Below are 255 nucleotides of genomic sequence, written 5' to 3' on the forward strand. Positions count from 1 at the left end.
AACTTGGGCATGGGTTCGGAAAGCACGAGTCGGTTGGTCGGGATTCGGGTAAAATTGTCTGTGCCGATGGGCGAAGCGGGTCGTGAAGAGTGAAAGACAAAACACATCGCCCGGCGACGGTCGTCGGGCGAGGGAACAGGGTATCAAGCCGAACAAGTCGTTGCAGTTGACCGGCGACCTGTGTCGCGGTGAAGTTGCCGGGGGTTTTCCGGCGCCGGCAACTGAACTTCGGCGTTCGGCACGCGTGGAAAGACA

Source organism: Zavarzinella formosa DSM 19928 (genome assembly GCF_000255705.1).
In the GTDB taxonomy this organism is placed as follows: domain Bacteria; phylum Planctomycetota; class Planctomycetia; order Gemmatales; family Gemmataceae; genus Zavarzinella; species Zavarzinella formosa.